Source organism: Streptomyces sp. NPDC043812 (genome assembly GCF_056436245.1).
Genome location: NZ_JBWKCY010000026.1, coordinates 32,482 through 51,150, shown reverse-complemented (window position 1 = coordinate 51,150; position 18,669 = coordinate 32,482). Strand labels below are relative to the sequence as shown.

Sequence of the window (18,669 nt, the reverse complement as noted above, 5' to 3'; positions counted from 1 at the left end):
ATGGCCTCCGTGGGGGGATTTGAGTGTTTCCAGCCGTTCTATGCGGGTCGCCCTAACGACGATCTTGGTCCGTGTTCAGACGAGCTGGTAGCCGCGCATGTCGGTGAGCAGCAGGTGGCAGTTGCGCAGGGAGCCCGAACTGTCGCCGAGGGAGCGGTAGATGCCCCACTTGGGGCGAACCCGGTCCGCGAGGAAGGTGTCCACGCCCGACCTCGACTTGTCGATCACCGTGGTCCCGCCGTCCTTGAGGATCCAGCGGACGGAGCCGGAGGTCCCGTTGCCGATCTTCATCTGGAAGTCGACGTCGATCCACTTGTTGTGCAGCGGTTCGAGGTTGGTGCGGCCCACCAGGACGTCTCCCGCGATGACCTTGAGTTCGATGGTCTGTACGCCGTTCACACGCCGCAGGGACTGCACGACGATCGGGGAAGACCCGGTGCCGGGCTGCTTCATCTGCATGATGTGCGTGAAGCTCGTGGTCGCCTTCAGCGTGTCGGGGATGAACATCGCGTACGTGACGCGCCAGGTCTCGCCGGATCTCCACTGCAGGGACGAACTGCCGTTGCGGCAGCCGGTGACCTCGTGACGCTGGCGGTCGGTGCTCGTGTCCCGGTCCACGGTGTGCATCGTGAACCGGAAGTTGTCCCCCTCGGTGGTGATGTGAGGACCGGCCGACGTGTGGGAGTCCGCGCGGTCGTCCTCGATCGTCTCGAAGGCCCTGAGCTTGTCGCGGCTCGCCGACGGCGACCAGCGCAGTTGCCAGGAGGCCGCGTCGGCGGGCGTGGCAAGGGCGGGCAGTCCGGCGACCGCCGCGGCGCCGCCGATGGCGGCACCGAGCACTGCTCTGCGTGTGGGGGTCATGTACATGTCCTCCTTCTCCTCGGGTGTCAGGACCGCCCTTGTTCGCGGTAGGTGTACGCGGAGGGTGCCTCGATGTCCGTCGCCCGCGGGCCGTCGACGAGCGCGCGTACGAGCGCGTGGTCCGGCGAGCGGGAGCAGACCGGGTCGGTGCGGGTGGCCTCCCCGGTAAGGGCGTACGCCTGGCAGCGGCAGCCGCCGAAGTCCCGGGTGCGCAGTTCGCAGCTGCGGCACGGCTCCTGCATCCAGCTCTCGCCGCGGTAGAGGGTGAACGCCTTCGACTCGTACCAGATCCACTCCAGTGGGTGGTCCTTGACATTGGGCGCGTCCAGACCCGGCAGGGCGGCGGCGGCCGGGCAGGGGCGGACGGTGCCGTCGGGGGCAACGGTGAGCGAGAGTGCGCCCCAGCCGCCCATGCAGGGCTTGGCCGTTCCGTCGACGTAGTCGGGCACCACCCACACCAGTTGCATGCGGCCGTCCACGTCCCGCCGTCGGCGCTCGAGACAGGCACGGGCGGCGGCGATCTGCTCCCGGCCGGGCAGCAGGGCGTCGCGGTTGAGCAACGCCCAGCCGTAGAACTGCGTGTTGGCGAGTTCGATGCGTTCCGCGCCCCAGGCGAGGCCGAGGTCGATCAGCTCGTCGAGCGCGTCGAGGTTGGCGCGGTGCAGCACGACGTTGAGCCCGAGCGGCAGGTCCGCCTCCCGTACGAGCTGAGCCGCGCGCTCCTTCGCCGCGTACGACCGCGCACCGGCGATGCGCTCCGAGGCGTCGGGGTCGGCATGCTGCACGGACAGCTGGACGCTGCGCAGCCCGGCCGCGACGAGTTCGGCGAGCCGTTTCTCGTGGAGCCCGACGCCGCTCGTGACGAGCTGGGTGTGGATGCCCGCGGCGTCGGCCGCCGCGACGATCTCGGTCAGATCGCGGCGCAGCAGTGGCTCGCCGCCCGACAGATGGGTCTGCACGACGCCGAGTCGGGCGGCCTGCCGGAAGACGTCGGCCCACTGCCGGGTAGTCAGTTCCGCTGACCGACCGACCAGTTCGACGGGGTTCGAGCAGTAGGCGCAGCGAAGGGGACAGCCGTGGCTCAGTTCGGCGAGCAGCGCCCAGGGCGGATCCACGGCCGTCACAGCAGCCACCCTTCCTTGCGCAACCGGTCCAGAAAGACGGGCACGTCCTCGGCGACCGGCGCACCCGGATGTGCACGGGTGAGTTCGGCGACGATGGCCGGGACATCCCGACTGCCGTCGCAGAGCCGCAGGATCGATCCGGCATTGCCCCGGAGGACGACGACGCGTTCGGGGAGGACGAGAAGATCGGTGTCGCGTACGCGGTCGTACCGGAGCACCACCGAGCGGGCGAGCACGGGCGTCCACGGCTCGGCGGTTGCCTCGCCGTCGGTGGAGGTCGTCATGTCCGCTCCCCCGCCGTGTCGACCGCGTCCAGCAGGGACCAGAGCACATCGCACTTGAAGGCGAGGGCGGCGACCGCCGCTTCCTGCTCCTGCCGGGTCCGGGCCCAGGCCAGCACCAGGGCCAGCGCTTCCTCGCTGTCCCGGCCGCCCTGTCCGATGCGGCTGCGGAAGTAGGTCAGTCCGTCGGCGTCGATCCAGCCGTAGTGGCGTTCGAAGGCGTCGATGCGTGTGCGCATGATGCCGGGCGCGGCGAGTTCGGTGAGGGAGGCCGCGACGGCTTCGAGCGGCGAGCGCAGTCGGCAGAAGTTCACGTAGCCGTCCACCGCGAGCCGGACGCCCGGCAGCACCTCCGCGCCGGAGCGCAGCCGGTCGCGGTCGATTCCGGCGGCTTCACCGAGCCGCAGCCAGCGTTCGATGCCGCCGTCGCCGTCCTTCTCGCCGTCGTGGTCGTGGATCCTGCGGATCCAGGAGCGCCGCAGGGCCGGGTCGTCGAACTTGGCGAGGATCAGCGCGTCCTTGACGGGAATGTGCCGCTGGTAGTGGAAGCGGTTGAGGATCCAGCGGCGTAACTCGTCCGGGCCGAGGGCACCTCGGTGCATGCGCAGATTGAACGGGTGCCGGTCGTGATAGCGCTCCGCGGGCACGGCACGCAGCCGCTCCGTGAACGCCTCCCGGCTCCAGACTTCCGTGTTCACAGCTCGATCACCATCCGGTCGGCGGCGACCTCGATGCCCAGTTCGGTCAGCAGCGCGTGCTGTTCGGCGTCCGGGTCGACGAGGGGGTTGGTGTTGTTGAGGTGGGTGTAGAGGCAGCGCGCGCGGAGGCCGGAGAGCCGGCGCGCGGTGCCGTTCTCCCCGGCGATGGGCACGTGGCCCATGCCGCTCGCGGTCCTGGCCGAGAAGCCGCTCCGTATCGGTTCGTCGTCGTCCCAGAAGGTGCCGTCGACGATGACGACGTCGGCCGCCTCCGCCGCCTCCTGCAACTCGTCCGTCCAGCGTGCGACGGCCGGGGCGTACAGCAGGGAGCGGCCGGTCGCCGACTCGCGCAGCCGCAGGCCGACGACCCAGGTGCGTTCGTCGGGGCCGGTGCCGACGGCGTAGCGGGGCCGCTTCGCGGAGACGGGGACGGCCGAGACGTCGATCGTGCCGCCCTTGGCGAGCGGTTCGGCGTCGCGGCCGAGTTGGCGCCAGTCGATGCGGGTGTAGGGAGCGAGGGTCTCGCCGATGCGCATGCGGCCGAGCAACGCGTCGCGTACGGGCCCGGTGGCGAGGACGTCGAAGCCGTCGGCCTCGCGGAGGCGGGCGAGGCCGAGGGTGTGGTCGAGTTCGGCGTCGGTGAGGACGACGCCTGCGACGGGGGATTCGCGCGGCCCGGGTCCGGGGTGGAGTGCGGGGGTCCGTTCGATCTGTTCGCCGATGTCGGGGGTGGCGTTGACGAGGTACCAGCGGTTCCCGTCGGCGCGGACGGCAAGAGAGGCATGGAGGCGGCGGCGGTGCGGGTGTGCGCGCGCCCCGGCACAGCCGGGACACGCGCAGTTCCACTGGGGCAGTCCGCCGCCCGCCGCGGTGCCGAGCACCTGCAGCAGCATGGCGGCAGGGTCTACCGGTCGGTGAGGGCGTAGGCGGTGACCTCCAGCGCGGTCTCGACGACCACGAAGTCGGGGGTCTGCCAGGGCGTCTCCGCCGGGTTCTCCTGGGTGGGGTGCATGGCTGTACCTGCTTTCCTGAGATGGGGGGTCAGGAGTGGCGCATGATGCCCATGGACATACGGCACGCGCGGAACGCGCGTTCATGTCGATGTCCGCCGTTCAGGCATCTGCCAAAGCGTCCCGCCTTGATGAGACGCGGTCAATGGTCCGGACCGATATGGTCACACCCGGATCACGCCGGAAGCGGAGGCGGGAATGTGTCCGCGGATGTGATCGTTGACCGTGGGAGTACCAACCGACGACGTAAGGATCGACCGCTCGTGAGCAAGGTCCCCTCCATCACCCTCAACAACGGTGTCTCGATGCCGCAGCTCGGCTTCGGTGTCTGGCAGGTGCCGGACGACGAGGCGGCGAGCACGGTCGCCACGGCCCTGGAGACCGGGTACCGCAGCATCGACACCGCGGCCATCTACGAGAACGAGACGGGCACCGGCAAGGCTGTCGCCACCTCCGGCATCGCGCGCGAGGAGCTCTTCGTCACCACGAAGCTGTGGAACGGCGACCAGGGGTACGACGCGACGCTGCGCGCGTTCGACACTTCGCTGGCCAAGCTCGGCCTGGACTACGTCGATCTCTACCTGATCCACTGGCCGGTCCCCGCGAAGGACGCGTACGTGGACACGTACAAGGCGTTCGAGAGGATCCACGCGGACGGCCGCGCCAAGGCCATCGGCGTGTCGAACTTCCTGCCGGAGCACCTGGAGCGGCTGATCGGCGAGACGTCGATCGTCCCCGCCGTCAACCAGATCGAACTGCACCCGCAGCTCCAGCAGTCCGCATCCCGCGAGGCCCACGCCCGGCACGGCATCGCGACCGAGGCCTGGTCCCCGCTGGGCCAGGGCAAGGGCCTCCTCGAGGTCCCCACCGTGGTCGCCGTCGCCCAGAAGCACGGCCGCACCCCCGCCCAGGTGGTGCTGCGCTGGCATCTGCAGCTCGGCAATGTGGTGATCCCCAAGTCCGTGACCCCGTCCCGGATCGCGGAGAACATCGACGTGTTCGGCTTCGAGCTGGACGCCGACGACCTGGCGGCGTTCGCGGCTCTCGACGAGGGCAAGCGACTCGGCCCGGACCCGGCGGAGTTCAACGCCGGCTGACGCGGCGCACGGCAGGGGAAGGGCCGGGAGAGCGGGGGCTCTCCCGGCCCTTCCGGCGTTGTCGGTGGCCGGTGCGACGATGGTGGCGATCGTCTCCGGGAGCACGGAGAGGCGCGGAGAGGCAGGACAGTGAGCGGGCCACTTGAGTCAGGGCGCTATCTGGTGCGCAACGTCGGCAGCGGGCTGGTGCTGGAGGTGGCGAGCGGCGCGAAGGGCAGCGGCGCCCGGGTGCAGCAGGCCGCTCAGACCGGCGAGCCCGGCCAGCTCTGGCAGATCGACCCCGTCCCCAACGGCAGCGGGCTGTACCACTTCGTGAACGGGGCGAGCGGCAAGCGGCTCGACGTCGCCAACGCGGACACGGCGAACGGCGTCCGCATCCAGCAGTGGAAGGCCAACAACTTCGGTGCCCAGGAGTGGATCGTCGAGGAGCATCTCGACGCACCGGGCACCTTCGCCGTGGTGAGCTTCATCAGCGGGCTGCTGCTCGAGGTCGCCGGCGGCAGCACGGAAGAGGGCGCCGGCATCCAGCAGTGGGAGGACACCGACGGGCCCCACCAGTGGTGGCGCCTGGAGCCGGTGGACGGCTGAACGGACGCCCTCGGCTCATCACCGTCCCGCGCGGGCACCCGTGCGGTGTTCCTGCGGGCTGATGCCCCGTACGCGTTTGAACGCGGCGCTCATGGCGAACGAGCCGCTGTAGCCGACCTTCCGGGCGATCGCCTCCACCGTCGCGTCGCTCTCGCGCAGCAGATCGGCCGCCACGGCCAGCCGCCAGCCGGTGAGATAGGCCATCGGCGGCTCGCCCACCAGATCGGCGAAGCGGCGGGCGAGCCCGGCGCGCGAGACACCGCACCTCGCGGCGAGGGAGGCCACGGTCCACGGGTGCGCGGGGTCGTCCTGGAGGAGGCGCAGCGCCCGGCCGACCACCGGGTCCCCCATCGCCCGGTACCAGGCCGGGGGTTCGGCGTCGGGCCCCGCGAACCAGGTCCGCAGCACCGCGATCAGCAGCAGATCGAGGACCCGGTCGAGCACGACGCTCTGGCCGGGGTCGTCCCGGGCGATCTCGTCGGCGAAGACGTCCATGAGCGGGCAGTTCCACGCATCGGCCGGCAGCCGCAGCAACGGGGGCAGGGCGTCCAGCAGCCGCCCGCTGACCTCGCCCTCCACCTGGTAGGTGCCGATCAGCATGGTGGTCGAGCCGTCGGATGCGTTGCCCCAGGTGCGTACGCCCAGACGCATCGACTGGGCCAGCGGCTCGCCCTGCAGCGTGTGGCAGGTGCCGCCGGGCCCGATCCTGGCCTGCGGCTCGGCACCGGGCGCGTGCGAGACGGTGTACGGCTCCGGGCCGCGCGCGATGGCCACGTCACCGGGCCGCAGCAGCACGGGCGAGCCGGAAGCGGGAGCGATCCACGCCTCGCCTTCGGTGACGCACATCAGGCACAGCGGCGCCCGGTCGTCGATGAACACGGACCATGGCGGCGCCATCACCATGCGCAGCAGAAAGGCTCCCCTGGCCCGCGGTCCGTCCAGAAGTCCGGCTAGTGCGTCCATGACGCGAAGCGTAGACGGACGCGTATGGCATTGAGCCTCTGGAGCATGGAGAGTCCAGCCGCTGGCCGCGAACCTTGTCTCAGAACGACGAACGAGACGACGAGACGACGAGACGAGGAGCGACGCGGACATGATGAACGAGACGGTGTTGGTGACGGCGGCCACGGGCAAGACGGGACGCAGGGTCGCGGAGCGTCTGGCGGGTCTCGGCCACACGGTGCGCGCCGGTTCGCGCAGCGGAGAGGTGCCCTTCGACTGGGAGGACCCGGCGGGCTGGGCGCCCGCGCTGCGCGGGGCGGACGCGGTGTACGTCAACTACTACCCGGACCTCGCCTCCCCGGCCGCGCCCGAGTCGATGCGGGTCTTCGGCTCACTGGCGGCCGAGGCGGGCGTGGGGCGGCTGGTGCTGCTCTCCGGGCGCGGTGAACCGCAGGCAGTGGTCGCCGAGGAGGCGCTGCGGGAGTCCGGTCTCGATGTCAGGGTGGTCCGCGCGAGTTTCTTCGCCCAGAACTTCACCGAGGGGGCGCTGGCGGAGAGCGTCGCGTCGGGCGAGCTCGTCTTCCCCGCCGGGACGACGGCCGAGCCGTTCCTCGACGCCGACGATCTGGCGGACGTCCTGATCGAGGTGCTCACCGGCGACTCCCACGCCGGCTCGGTGCACGAGGTGACCGGCCCCAGGCTGGTCACGTTCGCCGAGGTGACGGAGGAGATCTCCCGGGTGTCCGGCGTCGAGGTGCGGTACGTGCCGGTGCCGGGTGACGAGTACGCGGCAATGCTGGAGCAGTTCGGCATCCCGTCGGCCGAGGCGCAGTGGCTGGCGGCACTCTTCGCGATGCTGCTGGACGGCCACAACGCGTCGACGACGCAGGGGGTACAGGAGCTGCTGGGCCGCGAGCCGAAGGACTTCGCACTGTTCGCGAAGGAAGCGGCGTCCGCGGGCCACTGGACCCGCTGACGGCCGCCCGCCGGGGAGACCCCGGGGCGCCCCGGGTGCGACCGCGGCGGCCTGGGCCGGGCCGCGGGGCGCGGCCCGGGCAGCCGCCGCGGGCTCAGTTCACGCCGTGCCCCGGGGCGATCTCCTCCACGCGGTGGGCGAGCGCGAAGTCCCGTTCGGTGAGGGCGTTCACGTCGTGGGAGTGCACGGTGAGGGTCACGGTGTTGTAGCCGAGCGTGAGGTCCGAGTGGTGGTTCAGCTCCTCCTGGATCTGCGCGATGTGCACGACCATGGCGGTGGCCGCGAAGTGGGAGTCGAGGCGGTAGGCGCGGGCGATGTTGTCGCCTTCCAGGGACCAGCCGGGAAGTTCCCTCAGACGGTCCTCGATCTCCTTCTGCGACAGCGGCTCGGTGGGCATGACCGTGATCCTTCCGGGAGGGGGCGGCGGACGGGGACACCATAGATCCGATGCCCGGTAATTCGGATGCCTGCACCGGGGCGCGCTGTGTACGTTCCACCGAGTGGAACCTTTGACCGACAAACAGATCCGCGCCTCGTTCGTGAACTGCACGAAGGGCGAGGCCTCCCGTATGCGGCTCCCGGCCGATTTCGCCGATCTGGTCTGGGAGGACCTGGACTTCCTCGGCTGGGTCGATCCCGGCGCGCCGCTGAAAGCGCATCTGATGGTGCCGCGTCAGGACGGGCTGGTCGGCATCACGCTACGGGTCCCCGCCACAGGCCGGACGAGCGTCCTGAAGTCGAGCATGTGCCAGGCGTGCCTGACCGCGCACGCGTCGTCGGGGGTGACCCTGTTCGCGGCTCCGCTGGCCGGTTCCGCGGGGCGGGAGGGGAACACGGTGGGGACGTATCTCTGCTCGGATCTGGCCTGTTCGCTCTATGTGCGCGGCAAGAAGCAGCCGAAGCTGCGGCACGGCCGGTACGAGGAGAGCCTGACGCTCGACGAGCGGATCGCGCGGACGACGGACAACCTGGCGGCCTTCGCGGACAAGGTGCTCGGCGTTCGCTGAGGTCGGCCGCCACTGTGTCGCGAGGCCGGCCGCCACCCCGTCGCCTGCGCCGCCGGCTCCGGTCAGACGTCGCCGCCCCGCGCGACGGCCAGGACCTGTCCGATGGTGTCGGCCTCCGCCGCACTCTTGTCGGGCCGGTGGCGCAGCACGCGGGCGAAGCGCAGTGCGACTCCGGCCGGATAGCGGGAGGAGCGCTGCAGTCCGTCGTAGGCGATCTCCACGACGAGCTCGGGGCGCACCGTGACGGTGTACCCGTCGTCCTCGACGGCGAGTTCGCCGAGGCGGTCGGTCTGCCAGCGCAGCATCTCGTCGGTGAGCCCCTTGAACGTCTTGCCGAGCATGACGTACCCGCCGTCCTCGGCGCGGGCGCCGAGGTGGAGGTTGGACAGCAGCCCGGTGCGCCGCCCGTGGCCGCGTTCCACGGCGAGGACAACGAGGTCGAGTGTGTGGACCGGTTTCACCTTGAGCCAGGACCGGCCGCGGCGGCCCGCGACGTACGGCGCGTCGAGCGCCTTGACGAGGACGCCTTCGTGTCCGATGCGGAGCGTATCTGCGAAGAACTCCTCGGCTGCCGCGACCTGCTGCTGCGAGGCGGGGTCGTCGACGACGTGCCGGCGGACCCGCATCGTTTCGGGGACGACTCGCGCGAGGTGCTGGTGGCGCTCGTGGCCCGGCAGGTCGAGCACGTCCTCGCCGTCGACGGCGAGGACGTCGAAGTACACGGCGGTCAGCGGCAGGGTGGCGCGTGCGGCCTCGACGTCGAGGCGGGAGCCGACACGCGAGGCGATGTCCTGGAAGGGGACCGGCCGTCCGCCGGGGGCCAGGGCGATGACCTCGCCGTCCAGGATGAACGGCTCGCCCGTCATTTCCCGTGCGCCGTGCACCACTTCGGGCAGCCGGCCGGTGATGTCGTCCAGGGACCTGGTGTAGACGTGGACGTCGTTCCCGCTGCGGTGGACCTGGACGCGGATGCCGTCGAGTTTCTCCTCGACCACGCAGGCGGCTCCCAGGGCGGCGACCGCCTCGGTCACGGACTTCGCGGTGTGCGCGAGCATCGGCTGCACGGGGCTGCCGACCCGCAGCCGGAAGAGAGCGAGTGCCGCGGGTCCGTCGGCGAACAGTGCGCGGGCGACCCTCGGCAGTGAGCCGTCGAGCATGACGGCACGGCGCACGTCGGCGGCGGGGGCGCCGGCCGCCTTGGCGACCGCCTCCAGGGCAACGGCGTCCAGCGCGCCCTGGCGCACCTCGCCGGTGAGGAGCCGGACCAGAAAGCGCTGCTCCTCCTCGGTGGCGGCCGTCATGAGGGCGGCGACCCGGCTTCTGCGCTCGGCCTGCGCGCCCGGTCCGGCGACCTCGGCAAGCGCGGTGAGCGCAGCGTCGGTCTCGGTGACGGTGAGCGCGGGCTCGGCAGCGGGCGGCACTGCCTCCTTGAGCACACTCCAGCCGATGCCGATGCGGCCCTGGGGGACGCGCCCGGACAGGTACGCGATGACCAGGGCGACGTCCTCGGGGCTCGCCTCGGCGAACAGTTCCGCGAGAACGGCGGTCTTCCGGGAGCGGGCGGACGTGGCGGCGACCTCGCGGGACACGTCGGCGACTCGGGCGAGCAGCATGCCGCCATCGTGCCCCGCGGTGCGGGGTGCCGCACCCGTTGCGCGCCGGACGGCCGAGGGTGGCGGCGGGACGGCGGCGCAGCAGGAGCCGGGTGTCCTGCCCGGTGCGCGGGACGATCCCCCTCCGAGCGCACCGTCAGCCCATCGGGCACGTCCGTATCGGCCGGGTACAGTCTCCCCACGGTTCACACAACTCCCCTAATCTTCCGTCGACTTGACCAATCGACGTAAGGACAGGGCCCATGGGGAAGTTCTCGCGCGCGGCCGCCACGAGCGCCGTCGCAGTCGGCCTGCTCGCCGTCGCACTCGTTCCCGCCGAGGCCGCCGCACCCGCCGCGGCGGACCCGGGGCAGCTGCCCTGGTCGGCCACCACATCGGTGGGTGTGCACAACGCCTACGACCAGGCGAAGTACCCGTACTTCGCCGACGCGCTCGACTCCGGCGCCGGGATGCTGGAGATCGACGTCTGGACGAACGTGTTCGGCAGCTCGTGGCGGGTCTCGCACAGCAACCCGCTGGGGAACAACAACAATTGCGTGGCCGCGGCGCACGCGGGCGAGCTGCGCACCAAGTCCAGGAACCGCGATCTCGGGGGCTGTCTCGCGGACATGAGGGCGTGGCACGACGCGAACCCCGGGCACCGGCCGATCCTCGTCAAGATCGAGCTCAAGGACGGTTTCCAGAACAACGCCCGACGCGGCCCCGACGAGCTCGACGCGCTGCTGAGCGCGAGACTCGGTGACGCACTCTTCCGCCCGGCGGACCTCGCCGGCGGACATCCGGACCTGGACTCGGCGGTACGGGCGGACGGCTGGCCGGCCCGCTCGGCAATGGCGGGCCGGTTCGTGGTGGAGCTCATCCCGGGCACCGTCGAGGAGGGCAACCCGGCGGACTCGCTGTGGACCGACCGGGAGTACGCGCAGCACCTGCGCGACCTGAAGGCGGCGGGACGGCTCGGTGAGGCGGGCGCGTTCCCGGCCGTGCACAAGGCGGCGGCGGGCGACCCGCGCTCCCGGTACGCGGACGCATCGATCCGTCCGTGGTTCGTGGTCTTCGACGGCGACGCCGGCACGTACGCGGGGGGTTCGATCGACACCTCGTGGTACGACCGCAACCGGTATCTGGTGGTCATGACGGACGCACACAATGTGGCGCCCGCGATCGACGGCACCAACCCGACCGAGACCCAGGCCCGTGACCGGGTCGCGTTGCTTGCGGGGAAGCACGCGAACGTGGTGTCCGCGGACTGGTACCCCCTGCCGTCGGTGCTGGCGACGGTGGTCCCGCGCGGGTCCGCCGGGTAGTCCCGGCCACACGAATCCATCCGGAGAGCCTTACTCGGAGTAACGCACATCACAGCGGGCCGGACCGTGAGGTGGAACCTCATGTGATGGTTTATCGTTCATCAACGTGTGGGCGGCACACGCACCCCACACCTTTGACTGCCCCGGCCGGAAACCCCCGTCCGGCCGGGGCTCCCTTTCTCCCTCACCGGCGCCGCGTAGGCGCCTCTTTCGGCCATCCGATCCCACAGGAATCGCGGGCGAACGGGCCCATGGCGCGGTCCGCGCGGGCACAAACGGACGCCGGCCCCATTTACGGCGATATGCGGTGGTGCAAGGGTCTGGCCTTCCGGGCTCCGGAGCTCGAAGGTTGGTGATGCAGGTCACACACGCCACTGGTGTAGCTCGCGTCAGGGTGAGCCTGCCGTGACGTCGTACGTGCAGAAGGAGTACAGCCGCACAGCAGCAAAGGGAGCGAGCGATGTCACCCTCCATCGAGCAACCTGTCGTGGCCCGTCTCATCAGCGACGCGCCCCACTCTCTGGCCGTGCCGGTGGTTCTGCGATACCGCGACACCGACCCGCTCGCCGTTCGCCTGATCTTCCCCCCGGAAGCCTGTCTCAATGACACCGGCGTGACGTGGACGTTCGCCCGCAGCCTGCTCGACTCGGGCCTGCGCAGCCCCTCCGGGGACGGGGATGTGCACATCTGGCCCTGTGGGCGGACGCAGACCATGGTCGAGCTGCGTTCACCGGAAGGCGTGGCACTGCTCCAGTTCGACACCGCGGGCCTGCGCCACTTCCTCGTCCACGCGTACGCGACGGTCCCCGCGGCTGCCGAGAGCGCGGCGATGGACATCGAACGCGCGCTCGCGGCGCTGCTCGGGGAAGCGAGGGGATAGCTCCCCTCCGACGATGGCCGGACATGCCCGGGCGCACACCGATCCGGACGGGCCGCTCCCGCGTACTACGGTCTGAGCATGGAGATCTCAACTGCCGTGTCCGGTACTGGGGTGGGGCCGCTGCTGCGCGGATGGCGCGAGCGGCGGCGGGTGAGTCAGCTGGAACTGGCGCTGCGGGCGGACTCGTCGGCACGGCACATCAGCTTCGTCGAGACGGGACGCTCACGGCCGAGCGAGGAACTGCTGCTGAGACTCGCCGAGCAACTCGAGGTCCCGGTGCGGGAACGCAATGCGCTGCTGCTCGCCGCCGGCTACGCCCCGCGGTACCGGGAGACGCCTTTCGACGGGCCCGCCCTCGGCGCGCTGCGGCAGGGGATCGAGCAGTTGCTGCAGGGCTACGAGCCGTATCCGGCGGTCGTCGTCGACGGCTCGTACACCGTGGTGGCCGCGAACCGCGGGATCGCGATGCTGCTCGACGGGCTGCCGGACCATCTGCTCGAGCCGCCGCTGAACACCATGCGGATCACACTGCATCCCGAGGGGCTCGCCCCACGGATCCGCAATCTCCGTCAGTGGCGCGGTCATCTGCTCGCCCAGATGGAGCGCCAGTTGGCGCCGGCCCGTTCCGGCGCGTTGCGGGAGCTGTACGACGAGGTCGCCGCGTACCCGGTGCCGGAGGGTGACGACGACCCGGGCGATCAGGACGGGACGCAGCCCTACTTCGCGCTGCCGCTGCGGATCGAGCACGACGGGCACGTGCTGTCGTTCGTGTCGTCCATCTCGACGTTCAACACACCGATGGACGTGACCGTCGCCGAGCTGGCCATCGAGACGCTGCTGCCGGCCGATCCGGCGACGGTCAAGTACCTGCAGTCGTTCAAGCCGTAGCAGAGACCGCGGCGGAGGAACCCGCCCGCAGCGCGGACCACTGCAGGGCCGCGAATCCGGCAACGGTGAGTGCCTGGAGCACGGTCCACACCGCTCCCGCGGTGGTGGGCTCCAGCCAGAGCGCGAGCGCGGCGATGCTGAGGACGGCCCAGAGCACATTGGCGTCGACGACGATCTTCACCGGCAGCGCCGGCGGGGTGCGGCGCGCGGCGAGCAGTCCGACGGCTCCGCCGAACAGGGCCAGGAAGACGCCCAGTTCGACCAGGAGGGCACGGTCGACGCCGAGGAGGCGGCCGAGCGGCCCGGACGCCGCGAGGTACACCAGCCCGTTGACGCCGGTGACCACGGCGTCGAGGGCGAGGAAGCGGCGCAGCATCGTGCGGGGATCGGTGGTGCGGGAGATACCGGCGAGCAGGGCCTGGGACATGACGGATCAGCCTCCATCGGCGTTGTCAGGGCTGGTCGGGAGTGCGGGGCCGGGCGGAGTGCGCCGCCCGGGCCCCGTTGTTCACAGCCTGCCGCCCTGCCGCGGAGGCGTCGATGACGTCCGAGGTAATGCCGGTCAGCGCGCGGCGGACAGGCGCGGGTTGATCACCGTGACACCGGTGCCCGAGGCGGTGCCGAGCTCCATCAGTGCGTCGGGCACCTCGTCGAGTCCGATCTCCGTCGTCACCAGCAGCTCCGGGCGCAGTGCGCCGGAGGCGACCATCGCCATCATCTCGGGGTAGTCGTGCGCGGCCATGCCGTGGCTGCCGAGGATCTCCAGCTCCAGTGCGACGAGCCGGTCCATGGGCAGGTGCACCCCGGACGGCAGCAGGCCGACCTGGATGTGGCGGCCCTGTCGGCGCAGGCTCTGGAGCGAGTTCACGCAGGTCACCGCGGCTCCGAGGGCATCGAGGGAGACATGGGCGCCACCGCCGGTGGCCGCACGCACGGCCTCGGCGACGCCGCCGTCGGCCACGGTGGAGGCGTCGATGCACACCTCGGCGCCGAAGGTGCGGGCCAGTTCGAGGGCGGCGGGCGACAGGTCGACGGCGACGACGCTGGCCCCGCACGCCGCGGCGATCATCACCGCGGAGAGGCCGACCCCGCCGCAGCCGTGCACGGCGACCCACTCCCCCGGCCGCACCCGCCCCTGCCCGACGACGGCCCGGAAGGCGGTCGCGAACCGGCAGCCGAGGCTCGCGGCCGTGGCGTAGGACATGCCCTCCGGGAGCGCCACCAGATTGGTGTCGGCGTGATGCACCGGCACGTACTCGGCGAACGAGCCCCAGTGGGTGAAGCCGGGCTGTTCCTGGCGTTCGCAGACCTGCTGGGCGCCACGGGAACAGGCCGCGCAGCGGCCGCAGGCGCAGATGAACGGGACCGTGACCCGGTCGCCCTCGCGCCATCCGGTCACGCCCTCGCCGACGGACGCGACGATGCCGGAGAGTTCGTGCCCGGGGACGTGGGGCAGCGCGATATCGGCGTCGTGGCCCATCCACCCGTGCCAGTCGCTGCGGCACAGCCCGGTCGCCTCGACCCTGACGACCACGCCGTCGCGCGACGGCAGCGGGTCGGGGACCTCGCGTGCCTCGGGCCGCTTGCCGAACTCCTCGAACACCACAGCTCGCACCGCACACGCTCCTCGATATCGGACGTCGTTGTCGTCGGCCCGCGTGGTGCGGGCCGACCCCAGGCGTACACCAGGACACCGGCGAGGTGGAAGAGCCTGCCCGGTGGCCGGACGGCCGACGGCGTCACATCGGCTCGTCCGCCCGGTCCTCCCGGGGCCCGATCGGCACCTGCGGCCCCTCGCACTCCCTCAGCCAGCGACGGAGCACCCGGTGCACCTCCTCGGCTCCGGCCAGTTCCCCGCCCACCGGGGCGGGCGGCGACAGCTCGAACGGCGACAGCAGGAACGGCTGGGACTGCTCCCCGCCGAGCCCTCCGTGCGAGCCGATCTGCTCCTCGAAGGCATGCACGACGCCCGTCCTCGGGTCGTGCATCGAGTTGACCATGATGTCCGCGACATGCGGAAACCCGTCGGTGCGCCGTACGGCGTCGGCGGCGCCGGGCCCGAACGCGGCGAGCGGGCCGCCGTCGCCGTCCTTCAGATCCGCGAGCGGCGCGACGACACCGTCCCGGGCGAGCACCACCGACCCGTGCTCCTCGCTGCGCACCAGCAGGAACCCGATGCCGGGGTGGTTCGCGAGCGTGCTCAGCAGCGCGGGATGACGGCGCTCGATCTCCTCGCGGCTCATCCGGTGCGACACGTCGGGGAACGAGATCAGGGCGAGATTGCCCGACGCCAGAACGACCGGCTCGGAGTCCGCCGCCGGCTGTTCCAGCTCGCCCTCCTCGTCGACCCGCCGGTGCAGCGCGGCCAGCAGTGCGTCACGAGCGGCGTCGCGGGCCTCGGCCCCGCTCTTGGAACGCTCTGCCCGGCGCGGGACCGGCAGCCCGCACCCCGCGCGCACCAGATCACGCAGCGTCAGCCCGTACGCGCCCTCGAACGTGCTCCCCGGGCTCTGTCCGTGGTCGGACAGCAGCACGATCCGGTAGCTGCGGGGCGCGTGTTCGGCCACCTTGGCGATCAGTGCGAGGGACCGGTCGAGCCGCTCCAGCACCGCCTGCGCGTCGCGGCTGTGCGGCCCGGAATGGTGCGCCACCTCGTCGTAGGCGACCAGGTCCGCGTAGACCGCGGTGCGCCCGGCCAGCATGTCGCCCATCACCGCGGCGACGACCACGTCGCGTTCGACGACGGTCGCGAACGCGCGGATGAACGGATAGAGCCCGCCACGGCTCACCCGCGGCTCGTCGCCGCGCAGCCGGGCGCGCGTCGACTGGACCGTCTCGCGGACCACTTCGGCGACGAACGAGCCGGCGGTGCGGACCGCGTTCGCCGGATCGGAGAAGTAGGCGAAGTATCCGACCCGCGAGCGGTTGGCCCGGCCGCGGCGCGCTGCCACGGACAGCACCAGGGCGATCTGGTCGGCGCCGCCGCTGAACAGGTTCCCGCGGCTCGCTCCGTCGAAGGTCAGCAGCCCGCCGTCGGCCGTGCGCGCGATGGCACGCCGCTGCAGCTCCGCCGCGCTCGCCGGCCGGTTGCTGACCATGATCCGCCGGGTGTCCTTCTCGTACCAGCGGAAGGCGGGCACGTCGTGGTTGGAACCGTGCAGGATGCCCAGCTGGCTGGCGCCGGTCTGACTGGACCAGTCCGTCCGCCAGCGCGTGAGCCGGTGCGTGTCACCGAGCCAGGCGGCGACGGTCGGCATGACCCCGCTGTCGGCGGCGCGCAGCAGCACGTCGTGACCGACGCCGTCGAGCTGGAGGAAGACCGTGCCGGGCGTACCCGAGCGGGCGGCGTCCTCGCCCTGTCTGCGCCTGCGGCGATAGGCGAGCCGGGAGAGCCGGCGCCGGTAGGCGTTGTCGTCGCGCACGGCAAGTGCGGTGGAGACGGCGGACGCGACGGCGGACATCACCGCGGCGACGACGACGGCGGTCTCCGGTTCGGCGGTTCCGCGGCCGTCCGGGATCAGCCACAGGGCGATCAGCAGCAGCGAGCCGTTGAGGAAGAAGACGAGCAGGCCGAGCACGAGTGCGGGCACGAGCAGCAGTGCACGGACGATGACGGGCCACACCAGTGCGCTGAGGAGACCGAACGCCCCCGCGCCCCAGGCGGCCGTGATCGCGGTTCGGGTGATGCTGTCGCCGTCGTCGGACTGGAGCTGGAAGTCGGGCAGCAGCCCGGCGAGCGCGAGCAACGTCGCCGTCGAGACGGCCCACACCACCACCACACGGAGGAACCCCCGGCCGGCAGTGCGCCAGCGCCCTTCGACCACGCGTGTTCACCTCGCCCCTCGGTGCTGGTCCCAGCCTGGCACAGCGCCGCGAACGTCGGCGCAGCGCCGGGACGAGGGTGTTCGTGACCGATCCGCGGGACAGGGGATGACCTAGGCTCGTACGGTACGGGGATGCTGGGAGGAGGCGCCGCGTGCCGGTGGAGGTCACCTGGTGGGGTCATGCCACCTGCACGATCGAGGACTCCGGTGTCCGGGTGCTGACGGATCCGCTGCTGGTGCGCAGGCTGGCGCATCTGCGCAGACGCCGCGGTGATCTGCCGCCCCCCGAGGCCACCGTCGCCGACGCCGTTCTCGTGTCGCATCTGCACTCCGACCACCTCCATCTGCCCTCCCTCGCGCGCCTCGCGCCCCGTACCCGGCTGGTGGTGCCGCGCGGCGCCCTGCGCGCGGTGTCCGGGCTCCGTCGGATCGTGGGCGCGGCCGGACTGCACGTCACCGAGGTCGCCGCGGGCGACGAGGTCCGGGTGGACGATCTGCGGATACGGGCGGTGCCGGCACTGCACGACGGGCGCCGGCTGCCCGTCGGACCGCACCGCTCCCCCGCGCTCGGCTATGTGATCAGCGGCGAGGCGGACACCTACTTCGCCGGGGACACCGGGCTCTTCGATTCCATGGCCGACGAGGTCGGGCCGGTCGACGTGGCGCTGCTCCCGGTCGGCGGCTGGGGCCCCTACCTGGGGCACGGCCACCTGGACGCGGGACGCGCGGCGCAGGCTCTCGCCGCGCTCGCGCCACGCGCCGCCGTGCCCGTGCACTACGGCACGTACTGGCCGATCGGGATGGACGGCATCCGGCCGCACGAGTTCTACGCGCCGGGCGACGAGTTCGCGCGCAAGGCCGCCCTGCTCGCGCCGAAGGTGACCGTGCACCGCCTCGGGCACGGCGAGCGGGTAAGACCGGAGGCCGGCCGATGAGCCCCTTCCCGGACGCAGTCCGGCAACTCGCCGAGGCGGCACGGCAACTGCCTCCCGACTCGACACAACAGGCCGTCGGCTACCCCTCGTTGTTCCTGCTGGTGGCCCTCGGCTCACTGGTGCCGGTGGTGCCGACGGGCGCGGTGGTCAGCTCTGCGGCCGTGGTGGCCTTCCATCGGACGGCGCCGCTCACGCTTCTGTTCGTCTTCCTGGTCGCGTCGGTGGCGGCGTTCCTCGGCGATGTGACGCTGTACTGGCTCGGGCGGCGTGGCGTGCACTCCAAGAACGGCTCGCGCTGGCTCGCCGCCCTGCGGGCGCGCGCCGCGCCCGAGCGGCTGGAGCAGGCGCAGCAGAAGCTGGCCGACCACGGCGTGGCGGTGCTCGTGCTGTCCCGTCTGGTGCCGGCCGGCCGGATCCCGGTGATGCTGGCGTGCCTGCTGGCCCGCATGGAGCTGCGCCGGTTCGCCCGCGGCGACGCTCCCGCGTGTCTGGCCTGGGCGGCGACGTACAGCGTGATCGGCATCGTGGGCGGCTCCCTGTTCCCCGAACCGTGGCAGGGCGTGCTCGCGGCGGTGGCGCTGACGGTGGTGTTCAGCGCGGCGCCCGGCGTGTGGCGCCGACTTCGGGGCACCGACTGAGAA

Annotated in this window: 21 protein-coding genes; 9 read left to right on the top strand and 12 right to left on the bottom strand. The window is 71.7% G+C overall.

Going from position 1 to position 18,669, the window contains the following annotated elements; genetic code table 11:
- Positions 1-75: 75 nt before the first annotated feature.
- From AC067Z_RS30600 to pqqA, 6 genes are read right to left on the bottom strand one after another with little or no spacing between them, the layout of a single operon-like run.
- Entirely contained in the window at positions 76-861 is a 786-nt protein-coding gene (locus tag AC067Z_RS30600; protein ID WP_478792896.1) for a Tat pathway signal sequence domain protein, read from the bottom strand.
- Between the two features lie 26 nt (positions 862-887).
- A complete protein-coding gene (gene pqqE, locus AC067Z_RS30595; protein ID WP_478792940.1) occupies positions 888-1,985 on the bottom strand; it encodes a pyrroloquinoline quinone biosynthesis protein PqqE in 1,098 nt (365 codons plus the stop codon).
- Entirely contained in the window at positions 1,982-2,269 is a 288-nt protein-coding gene (gene pqqD / locus AC067Z_RS30590) for a pyrroloquinoline quinone biosynthesis peptide chaperone PqqD (protein ID WP_478792895.1), read from the bottom strand. The genes pqqE and pqqD overlap by 4 nt, the downstream gene beginning before the upstream one ends.
- Positions 2,266-2,964, bottom strand: coding sequence for a pyrroloquinoline-quinone synthase PqqC (gene pqqC, locus AC067Z_RS30585; RefSeq protein WP_478792894.1), 699 nt, complete (start codon positions 2,962-2,964; stop codon positions 2,266-2,268). The genes pqqD and pqqC overlap by 4 nt, the downstream gene beginning before the upstream one ends.
- Complete coding sequence (gene pqqB, locus AC067Z_RS30580; protein WP_478792893.1) at positions 2,961-3,857, bottom strand: pyrroloquinoline quinone biosynthesis protein PqqB; 897 nt, start codon at positions 3,855-3,857, stop codon at positions 2,961-2,963. Before pqqB ends, pqqC begins: the two co-directional genes overlap by 4 nt.
- Before the next feature lie 11 nt (positions 3,858-3,868).
- Positions 3,869-3,976, bottom strand: coding sequence for a pyrroloquinoline quinone precursor peptide PqqA (gene pqqA, locus AC067Z_RS30575; protein WP_478792892.1), 108 nt, complete (start codon positions 3,974-3,976; stop codon positions 3,869-3,871).
- A gap of 261 nt (positions 3,977-4,237) precedes the next feature.
- On the opposite strand from pqqA, the gene AC067Z_RS30570 reads away from it, so the two are divergent.
- Together AC067Z_RS30570 and AC067Z_RS30565 are read left to right on the top strand one after the other, a co-directional pair.
- Positions 4,238-5,071 carry an aldo/keto reductase gene (locus tag AC067Z_RS30570; RefSeq protein WP_478792891.1) on the top strand — a complete coding sequence of 278 codons (834 nt, stop codon included), beginning with the start codon at positions 4,238-4,240 and terminating at the stop codon, positions 5,069-5,071.
- A gap of 129 nt (positions 5,072-5,200) precedes the next feature.
- Entirely contained in the window at positions 5,201-5,659 is a 459-nt protein-coding gene (locus AC067Z_RS30565; RefSeq protein ID WP_478792890.1) for an RICIN domain-containing protein, read from the top strand.
- 18 nt (positions 5,660-5,677) lie between these two features.
- Here the strand turns inward: AC067Z_RS30565 and AC067Z_RS30560 are convergent, their stop codons facing one another.
- Positions 5,678-6,622 (bottom strand): AraC family transcriptional regulator, encoded by a 945-nt coding sequence (locus AC067Z_RS30560; protein WP_478792889.1) that lies wholly within the window; start codon positions 6,620-6,622, stop codon positions 5,678-5,680.
- A 130-nt stretch (positions 6,623-6,752) separates the two neighbouring features.
- On the opposite strand from AC067Z_RS30560, the gene AC067Z_RS30555 reads away from it, so the two are divergent.
- Positions 6,753-7,577 (top strand): NmrA family NAD(P)-binding protein, encoded by an 825-nt coding sequence (locus AC067Z_RS30555; RefSeq protein WP_478792888.1) that lies wholly within the window; start codon positions 6,753-6,755, stop codon positions 7,575-7,577.
- Positions 7,578-7,671: 94 nt separating this feature from the next.
- Here AC067Z_RS30555 and AC067Z_RS30550 read toward each other — a convergent pair whose 3' ends face one another.
- Positions 7,672-7,974, bottom strand: a complete 303-nt coding sequence (locus AC067Z_RS30550) for a 4a-hydroxytetrahydrobiopterin dehydratase (protein ID WP_478792887.1) — start codon at positions 7,972-7,974, stop codon at positions 7,672-7,674.
- 103 nt (positions 7,975-8,077) lie between these two features.
- Here AC067Z_RS30550 and AC067Z_RS30545 point away from each other — a divergent pair, with 103 nt between their 5' ends.
- Positions 8,078-8,584, top strand: coding sequence for an FBP domain-containing protein (locus AC067Z_RS30545; RefSeq protein ID WP_478792886.1), 507 nt, complete (start codon positions 8,078-8,080; stop codon positions 8,582-8,584).
- 62 nt (positions 8,585-8,646) lie between these two features.
- Here the strand turns inward: AC067Z_RS30545 and AC067Z_RS30540 are convergent, their stop codons facing one another.
- Complete coding sequence (locus AC067Z_RS30540) at positions 8,647-10,197, bottom strand: ATP-dependent DNA ligase (protein ID WP_478792885.1); 1,551 nt, start codon at positions 10,195-10,197, stop codon at positions 8,647-8,649.
- Between the two features lie 242 nt (positions 10,198-10,439).
- On the opposite strand from AC067Z_RS30540, the gene AC067Z_RS30535 reads away from it, so the two are divergent.
- The 3 genes from AC067Z_RS30535 to AC067Z_RS30525 all read left to right on the top strand — a co-directional run bounded on the left by AC067Z_RS30535 (position 10,440) and on the right by AC067Z_RS30525 (position 13,269).
- Positions 10,440-11,501 (top strand): phosphatidylinositol-specific phospholipase C domain-containing protein, encoded by a 1,062-nt coding sequence (locus AC067Z_RS30535; RefSeq protein ID WP_478792884.1) that lies wholly within the window; start codon positions 10,440-10,442, stop codon positions 11,499-11,501.
- Between the two features lie 460 nt (positions 11,502-11,961).
- On the top strand, positions 11,962-12,381 hold the full coding sequence (locus AC067Z_RS30530) for an SsgA family sporulation/cell division regulator (protein ID WP_478792883.1): 420 nt from the start codon (positions 11,962-11,964) through the stop codon (positions 12,379-12,381).
- Between the two features lie 78 nt (positions 12,382-12,459).
- Entirely contained in the window at positions 12,460-13,269 is an 810-nt protein-coding gene (locus AC067Z_RS30525; protein ID WP_478792882.1) for a helix-turn-helix domain-containing protein, read from the top strand.
- On the opposite strand, the gene AC067Z_RS30520 is transcribed toward AC067Z_RS30525, so the two are convergent.
- From AC067Z_RS30520 to AC067Z_RS30510, 3 genes are all read right to left on the bottom strand, one after another.
- Complete coding sequence (locus AC067Z_RS30520; protein ID WP_478792881.1) at positions 13,259-13,696, bottom strand: hypothetical protein; 438 nt, start codon at positions 13,694-13,696, stop codon at positions 13,259-13,261. The genes AC067Z_RS30525 and AC067Z_RS30520 overlap by 11 nt on opposite strands.
- A 135-nt stretch (positions 13,697-13,831) precedes the next feature.
- Complete coding sequence (locus AC067Z_RS30515) at positions 13,832-14,884, bottom strand: zinc-dependent alcohol dehydrogenase family protein (RefSeq protein ID WP_478792880.1); 1,053 nt, start codon at positions 14,882-14,884, stop codon at positions 13,832-13,834.
- A gap of 124 nt (positions 14,885-15,008) precedes the next feature.
- Positions 15,009-17,093 carry a phage holin family protein gene (locus tag AC067Z_RS30510; protein ID WP_478792879.1) on the bottom strand — a complete coding sequence of 695 codons (2,085 nt, stop codon included), beginning with the start codon at positions 17,091-17,093 and terminating at the stop codon, positions 15,009-15,011.
- Between the two features lie 152 nt (positions 17,094-17,245).
- Here AC067Z_RS30510 and AC067Z_RS30505 point away from each other — a divergent pair, with 152 nt between their 5' ends.
- On the top strand, positions 17,246-18,028 hold the full coding sequence (locus tag AC067Z_RS30505; protein WP_478792878.1) for an MBL fold metallo-hydrolase: 783 nt from the start codon (positions 17,246-17,248) through the stop codon (positions 18,026-18,028).
- Complete coding sequence (locus AC067Z_RS30500) at positions 18,025-18,666, top strand: DedA family protein (RefSeq protein ID WP_478792877.1); 642 nt, start codon at positions 18,025-18,027, stop codon at positions 18,664-18,666. Before AC067Z_RS30505 ends, AC067Z_RS30500 begins: the two co-directional genes overlap by 4 nt.
- Positions 18,667-18,669 lie beyond the last annotated feature (3 nt).